Here is a 6,156-nt window from a genome sequence, read left to right as displayed (position 1 = left end):
TCTTGCCGTTCGGCGTTGGCGCATTCTTGGGCGCCACCAGGGGTGGCCTGGATGGCGCTGCCGGCATGCTGGGCCGCACCGGCGCGGGCGCGGCGGTGCGCACGTCGTCGTCCTCGTCCAGCCATCCGTCATCGACGTCGAAGCCATCGTCCTTGCCCCCGATGCGGATCACATCGTCCAAGGGCGGGAACGTGGGCTCAATGCGTTGGGGTGCCTTCGCCTGGGCAGGCGGTTTGGCGGGTACGGAAGCGGCGGGTGCCGGCACTGATGCCTGGGCCGGGGCGGCGAATGCTGGCGCAGTTGATGGCGCAGCATTTGCAGAATTTGCCGCAATCTCCTGCGCGTTGCCGCTCGACCCTGCCGCAGGCTTGGGCTTGGGCCGATTGAACGCGGGGGCCTTAAGCTGGTTCTCGTTGGGCTTTTGAGAAGTTGCCGCAGCCTTGGACTTGTTGCGGTTTGCTCCAGCCTCCTGGGCGTGGGATGCTGCAGGTTGGGGCGCTGGCGCGAGAGCTGCCGCATCCTTGTCGGGTTGCCTCGATGCACGCGCTGCATCAGCGCTTTCGGCGCCCTGCTGCACCGACACCTGCCCTGCCCCATCCTCCTGGTCGCCCTCTCCTGCTGCTTCATCCTTGCGTTTGTCCCGCACCACGATGCGGCCGGCCATCGGCTGGGGGTACTGGCTCGGATCGTCATAGAGCTTGGCCAATGGAAACCTCAGCATGGTCAGCGAGTTGCTGTAGCCTGCTGCAACCGTGTCCTGATGCGTTGCGGCAGCTTCCTGCGGGCCTGTTGCACTGTCGGCACTGCCTGCTGCATCCTGGGCCTGACCCTGCACCGTCACGTACCAGATCGCCTGGCCGCTGTGCGGATTCACCTCGATGCAGCCGTACTCCTGCCAGGTGTCGAACAGCCGGTCGTTCTTGGCCTCGCCCGGTACGGCTTCCTCGGGGGCATGGTCCTTGATCCAGGTGCGCACGCCATCGGCCAGGCGCTTGGCCACGAACCACATCGAGCCGTCATGCACCCAGCCCGCCGCGCCCGAGCGGTTCAGCGGCAGCGCGGTGCCCGCGCGCAGCATGGCCTTCACCGCATTCATCAGCAGGTCGATGAGCGGGATCGCATTGCTGGTGGTGAACCGCGCCCGGCTGCCGTGCAGCAAAGCGCGCTGGGTCGATGCCTGATCGGCGCGGCCGACGATGCTCGCCACCAGCCCATCCTTGGTGCCCGAAAGGAAGCGGGTTAGCGCCTCCAGCGTGTGCGGCCGGCGTGCGAGAAACGTCACCGCCGTAGCCGGTGCGATCTGACCCAGCAGCGTGACCGCCAGGCGCGAATGCGCGCCATAGTCCCTTGCGGATTTGGGGGCGAACTCCACGAGGTACTCTGCCGCCCTGCCCGGCTCGATCCGCGTCATCGGTCCCCCGATCGGATTCCACCGGGTGCGCTCCGCCGCCCCAGGCGTGCGCCATGTGACGCGCAGATCCGTCAGTGGCTTTGCGATGTCGTGCAGAAGCGCGGCGAAGAACACCACGTAGGTCCACTCGTCGCGCTCGGCATCGATCTGCTCGATGGGGGCGCCCTCTGGAAGGAAGTGCCCATTGCGCCAAGTCATGGCCGCCAGGAGCATTTCCAGGGTGTGGGCCAGCAGCCCGCCCACGTGCGCGTGGTGATGGGCCTCGGACGCCGGCATTAGCTGCACCATCTCTGCGTAGCGGTGGATCGCGGGCAGCAGATCGCGCAGCCATACGCTTTGCGCCAGGCGCGACTGGCGCCACATGTCCTGCATTGCCTTGTCCGCGTTCACGCACACCAGCAACTCGTCGGCGGGCAACATACGCAGCCACCCCTGCTCCGAGCCCTCCACGGCGATGCTCCGCGGCGTGTTCGGTGGGCTGGGTGTGGACGGTGTGGGTGCCGTTGCGGGAAGGGAGGCGCGTGCGGGCGCGCCTTGCCCGCTGAGCAATCGGCCTGCATCGTCCCATCGGCTGCGAAGCCATTCGAGCGATCGCTTCATGCGGGTGCCAGCAGGTAGCGGGACAGTTGCTCCAGCCATGGCTTGGATGCCGGCCGACTGTCATCGACGCAAAGCCAGTCCTCGTCCACATGCGGCATCTCGATGAAGTCCAGCCAGCATTGCTCCAGCGGACTCCACAAGCAAGCGGATGCCTCGGGCCGGTGTTCATTGCCCCACCAGGCGCGCACGCGTACCAAGTCCAGGGTTAGCAGATCCTGCACGATGGCAAGCCGGCGGGCGTGGGCCACCCGAACATCCAAACTTGCGGCAGCTTCACCGGGGATGCGGCAGACATGCCGGAGCAACACGTCGCGAACGCAGATGTTGGGTGCTTGCCAGTCCTCCAGGTGGCGCTCCAGCCCGTCGTAGCGGCCCAGCCATTGCAGCAGCCTTGATGTCCAGTTGGCCAGGCCCAGCGAGGACAGATGCTGCACGATCGCGTAGACCGCGTGGGCGTGATCCAGCGCATCGCGGCCGGAGTGCGGCCATCCAGCGTTGGGGGCGGGGTTGCTGTGCTGCGCCCTCAGTCGCGGTTGCCGCGCAGGGCTGGGCGGCGAGAATTCTGGGTCCAGTGCTTCTTCCATGATGGCGCAGCACTGTATTGACGACGGGCCAGGCAGGCCAGCGAGAACCCTGCGCGATGTCGCGGAGGGTTTACGCTTGCTTGGCCGGTCCGGTTCTGCTAAGCATGCATGAAACAAAGAAAGGGAATGAATGCCGACCATGAAACAGTCGCCTGACATGAAGCAGCAGTTCGCTCAAACACTGCGACAGGCGATGGAAAACGCTGGCTATGCGGCCAAGCCCGCCGTGCTACAGCGCGAGTTCAACAGCCGGCGCCCGGCCGACAAGCCGATCACGCTGCATGGCGTGCGCCGCTGGTTGATGGGAGAGACCATTCCCAGCTACCCCAAGCTGCAGGCGCTTTCCGATTGGTTGGGAGTGCCGGTGCACGAACTCATGCATGGGGCCAAAAGCCCTTCGGTCAAACCATCCAACTCGCCACGACCCATGGCACCTGACGACCGAACCGCAGTGGAGGCATTCCTCAATCTGCCAGCTGCTCCGCGACGCATTGCACGGGATGTGATACTTGCCATCGCCCGTGCGAACGAGGTCGGCAGAACCTCGTGATCGACCGGGTTCTACAAACTACAAAAGGGAGTTTTCTATGAGATTGAATCGTCTGGACTTGGCCGGCTTGTTGGGTGGTGCGATGCGTCCTGGGGCGGACATTGGTCCCGCCGACACGCAGTTGGAGGGCAGTTACCGGCGTGGCTATCAGCAAGCCATCGCCGAGGTGGCCGCGCAGATGCGCGCCGACCAGGACGTAACCCCGGAACTACTGGATGCCTGGGTGGAAGGCGTGGGCATGCAGTGGCGGCATGTCAGTCCCCTGCATCGCAAGATTCTTGCGCCGGCACTGATCGAGACCTGAAATTGGGACACCGCCGAAAGGCGGTATCGATATACTGGTGTTTCATACAGTCATTGGAGAGCGCCATGAACGCCATCGAAACCCGATACACGGTTGCACTGCGCGACTGCCCCACCCTGCCTGCGAGCGAGCGCATTGCGGCTGAGGCCGCCTACGCCCGCTCACTGGAACGGCTGCTTGATGGACCGGAGGGCGTCGTGGACACCCTCGCATCCGTGCAACGCATTCAGGAGCAGAAGGACGATGATGCTTCGCCCGAAGCCCGCGCTCGGGCCCTGGCGACGATCAACCGTTGGGCGAAGGCGGCTGCAGCAGCGCGCCAAACCGGCTTCGCTGAGTTGCAAGGCGAGGCCGAGGATGGCTACTTCGAAGTCCGACTTGACTGACCTCCATGGACCAGATCGCCATTCTGGGCGCTGCGGCAGCATGATCTGGAAAGCGCAGGCGCTTGATCACCCCGCGCAGGGTCGAGTTCTGGAGCTGGACGTGGAGCGGTGGCATGGCTGCATACTCCTCGACGGCCTTAACGCGACACTGCCAGAGGTCGATCGGGTCGCCGTCACAGCGTGTATGGGTCTGGTCCCCACGGTTGGCTTTCCAGGTTCGGTGAAGAAAGTTCGGTATCCTTAAGATGAAACCGCTCCAAACGCTTCATAAACTGGCGGCTCTCGTCCTTCGGCGCCACTTGCAGAAAATCGATTGCGCGCTGGAGATAGACGAGCCGCTTCTGCTCCAGTGAATTGCTTGATCGCCGCGGTTCGAGCGCCTTCGGATCGACGCCTCCGCGAACGCCGAGCCGATCCATCTCCAGGATGGCGAAAGGCATTGGATGACGTTCCGTCGCGTGGCGGCGATATCGGTCGCCAATCGTTTCGTTTCGGGCGTTGACTGCCGCCTCCGCGGAACCCGGTCGATTGACCGCCTCCCATTGGCGAAGCGTGCTGCTGGACTGCGAATGCTTGAAGAATTGCGCGGTCAGGAGCGACTTCCCGTCGATCATGCGGATGCCGCTCTCACCGACCGCCGCAACGGGGATCTCGTTGTCGTCCCAGTCCTTGAGCGCGTCGCCATTAACGTGCCGGCCGTGAAGATCGTCCATGAGCGCCTGTTGATCGGCCGCTTTCGACGTAGCCGACAGCGCGAAGATCTTGCATCCCGTCTGCGTCTTCTGGGTACTCAGGCAGAGCAGCGTCGTCACCGCGTTGGACGGCAGCCTCTCCCTGAGTGCCGGGAGCACGTCCCTACGATATTGGGCGACTCGCTTGGGGTCGGTTCCCAATGGATCGATGATCAAGACCGACAGTCGCCCACCGATCCGGCGGACATCCACGGCGACCGCATGCTCCTCGTAACCCGGCAGCACGGCAACGGCCCTCTTGCCCGATGCAGGGATGCTTTTTTTCACCCATTGACCCAGTTCCTTGGACGTATCCAGCAAAGTCAACGGCGAGCCGGGCTTGCGCGCGGTCTCTGCGGCGATCAGCGTCGGCATGACTGCGGCGTCGAAAAGCTTTTCATCATCTCCAGGCGTCCAATTCCCATCGAGCAGTGCGGCGAAGCGTGCCTTGATCTGGTGAAGGGCCTCAACGGCCTTCGTGACGGATTGAGATGGACGCGGGTCGCTGTCTCGTGTCAGCAGCGCGCCGAGGCGATGCAACGCACTTCGGCTCCTCTGAGGCTCCGCGGCGCGCTGGTCCTGAGGTGCGGCGTCCGGCCGTCGAGTCGCTCCCAGCGTCCTCAAGGCAGTAATTTCGGCCGACTCTGATCGCGACGTGCTGGGGCCCGGTGCGCCTTGAGAGTTCGATCCGATCGGTTCGTGCGTTCCGCCCCTCTGCGGCGACGTCGGGTAGTAATGCTCGAGACCGCGGGGATCGAAAATGTTCCAAGATGAGCCCACTGACAACTCCAATAGTTTATAGCTAAAGTCTAGCTGTCGAGCGTCATGCCACCGTCGCGGAAAGCGAAGCTCGGCGCTTGCCCGCGAAGCGTTCCTGGGCTGGGCGTCCACGCAAATGCGACGGAAGCGAACAGCGATTTTGATTTTTTGGTGATCGACACAAATAGCCATCTTCGTGGTGCGTGCTGGATGCGGGGACTGTGGGTGCATTGGCTCTCGCCTCGGCGAGTAACGGGTGTGGGGACGATCCAGATTGCTCCAGGGGGGGGGGAGCGCTGATTTCCAACCGGTGGGGTTAAACTGCCGGCATGGAACTGGAAATCTATCGTGCACTGGTGAAGATCAACGTGTCCCCCGAGGACGCGCAAGCCGTGGCCGAATCGATCAACAAGGAAATCGACAAGCGCTACACCTTGCATGCCGCTCAACTGTTTACGAAGGCGGATGGCGCTGAATTGAAGACGGACGTCATCAAGTGGTGCATCGGCAGCATGTTCGCGGCAGTTGGCCTCTTTGCCACCATCGCCAAGCTCTGGCACTGAAACAGATTACTCCACCCCTTTAGCCCGCCTCGTGCGGGCTTTTTTCTTTCTGCTGCGATAGTGCTGCTGGCCAAAGCTGAGGCAGGTTCCGACGCTTGGCGCCGAGGCAATTCGACGGTGGCCCGATCAGCCGGCGATAGGCTGGTCCACCTCTACGGCGTATGGCTGAAACTCTCACATGTTGTATGTTGTATTTTTATACAACATACAAATAATACATGGCAGCCTCCAACTTGGCAGGCCGCGCAAGCCCTTTCACTCACCGCCC

Annotated in this window: 7 protein-coding genes; 4 read left to right on the top strand and 3 right to left on the bottom strand. The window is 63.3% G+C overall.

What is annotated here, in order from left to right:
- On the bottom strand, positions 1 to 2,011 hold a 2,011-nt coding region (gene mobH / locus AVMA1855_RS24405; RefSeq protein WP_284427669.1), incomplete at its 3' end, for a MobH family relaxase.
- Positions 2,008 to 2,595, bottom strand: a complete 588-nt coding sequence (locus tag AVMA1855_RS24400) for a hypothetical protein (protein ID WP_284414926.1) — start codon at positions 2,593 to 2,595, stop codon at positions 2,008 to 2,010. The genes mobH and AVMA1855_RS24400, both read right to left, overlap by 4 nt.
- 157 nt (positions 2,596 to 2,752) lie before the next feature.
- On the opposite strand from AVMA1855_RS24400, the gene AVMA1855_RS24395 reads away from it, so the two are divergent.
- The 3 genes from AVMA1855_RS24395 (at position 2,753) to AVMA1855_RS24385 (ending at position 3,835) form a co-directional block, all read left to right on the top strand.
- On the top strand, positions 2,753 to 3,145 hold the full coding sequence (locus AVMA1855_RS24395; protein WP_284414924.1) for an XRE family transcriptional regulator: 393 nt from the start codon (positions 2,753 to 2,755) through the stop codon (positions 3,143 to 3,145).
- 37 nt (positions 3,146 to 3,182) lie between these two features.
- Complete coding sequence (locus AVMA1855_RS24390) at positions 3,183 to 3,449, top strand: hypothetical protein (protein ID WP_284414922.1); 267 nt, start codon at positions 3,183 to 3,185, stop codon at positions 3,447 to 3,449.
- Positions 3,450 to 3,514: 65 nt separating this feature from the next.
- Entirely contained in the window at positions 3,515 to 3,835 is a 321-nt protein-coding gene (locus AVMA1855_RS24385; protein WP_284427668.1) for a hypothetical protein, read from the top strand.
- 173 nt (positions 3,836 to 4,008) lie between these two features.
- Here the strand turns inward: AVMA1855_RS24385 and AVMA1855_RS24380 are convergent, their stop codons facing one another.
- Positions 4,009 to 5,106, bottom strand: a complete 1,098-nt coding sequence (locus AVMA1855_RS24380; protein ID WP_284427667.1) for a YopJ family acetyltransferase — start codon at positions 5,104 to 5,106, stop codon at positions 4,009 to 4,011.
- A 548-nt stretch (positions 5,107 to 5,654) separates the two neighbouring features.
- Here AVMA1855_RS24380 and AVMA1855_RS24375 point away from each other — a divergent pair.
- The gene (locus AVMA1855_RS24375) at positions 5,655 to 5,888 is read left to right on the top strand and encodes a hypothetical protein (protein ID WP_284427666.1); all 234 of its coding nucleotides are present in this window, start codon (positions 5,655 to 5,657) and stop codon (positions 5,886 to 5,888) included.
- Positions 5,889 to 6,156: the final 268 nt, after the last annotated feature.

It is taken from the genome of Acidovorax sp. SUPP1855 (assembly GCF_030158955.1).
Lineage (GTDB): Bacteria > Pseudomonadota > Gammaproteobacteria > Burkholderiales > Burkholderiaceae_C > Paracidovorax.
Note: the sequence above shows the minus strand (reverse complement) of the source record. Positions and strands in the feature narration are given on the sequence as shown.

Excerpts from the sequence above, each read along its gene's own strand:
- AVMA1855_RS24390 (WP_284414922.1), top strand. The coding sequence starts at position 3,183 with ATGAGATTGAATCGTCTGGACTTGGCCGGCTTGTTGGGTGGTGCGATG.
- AVMA1855_RS24375 (WP_284427666.1), top strand. The coding sequence starts at position 5,655 with ATGGAACTGGAAATCTATCGTGCACTGGTGAAGATCAACGTGTCCCCC.
- AVMA1855_RS24385 (WP_284427668.1), top strand. The coding sequence starts at position 3,515 with ATGAACGCCATCGAAACCCGATACACGGTTGCACTGCGCGACTGCCCC.
- AVMA1855_RS24400 (WP_284414926.1), bottom strand. The coding sequence starts at position 2,595 with ATGGAAGAAGCACTGGACCCAGAATTCTCGCCGCCCAGCCCTGCGCGG.
- AVMA1855_RS24395 (WP_284414924.1), top strand. The coding sequence starts at position 2,753 with ATGAAGCAGCAGTTCGCTCAAACACTGCGACAGGCGATGGAAAACGCT.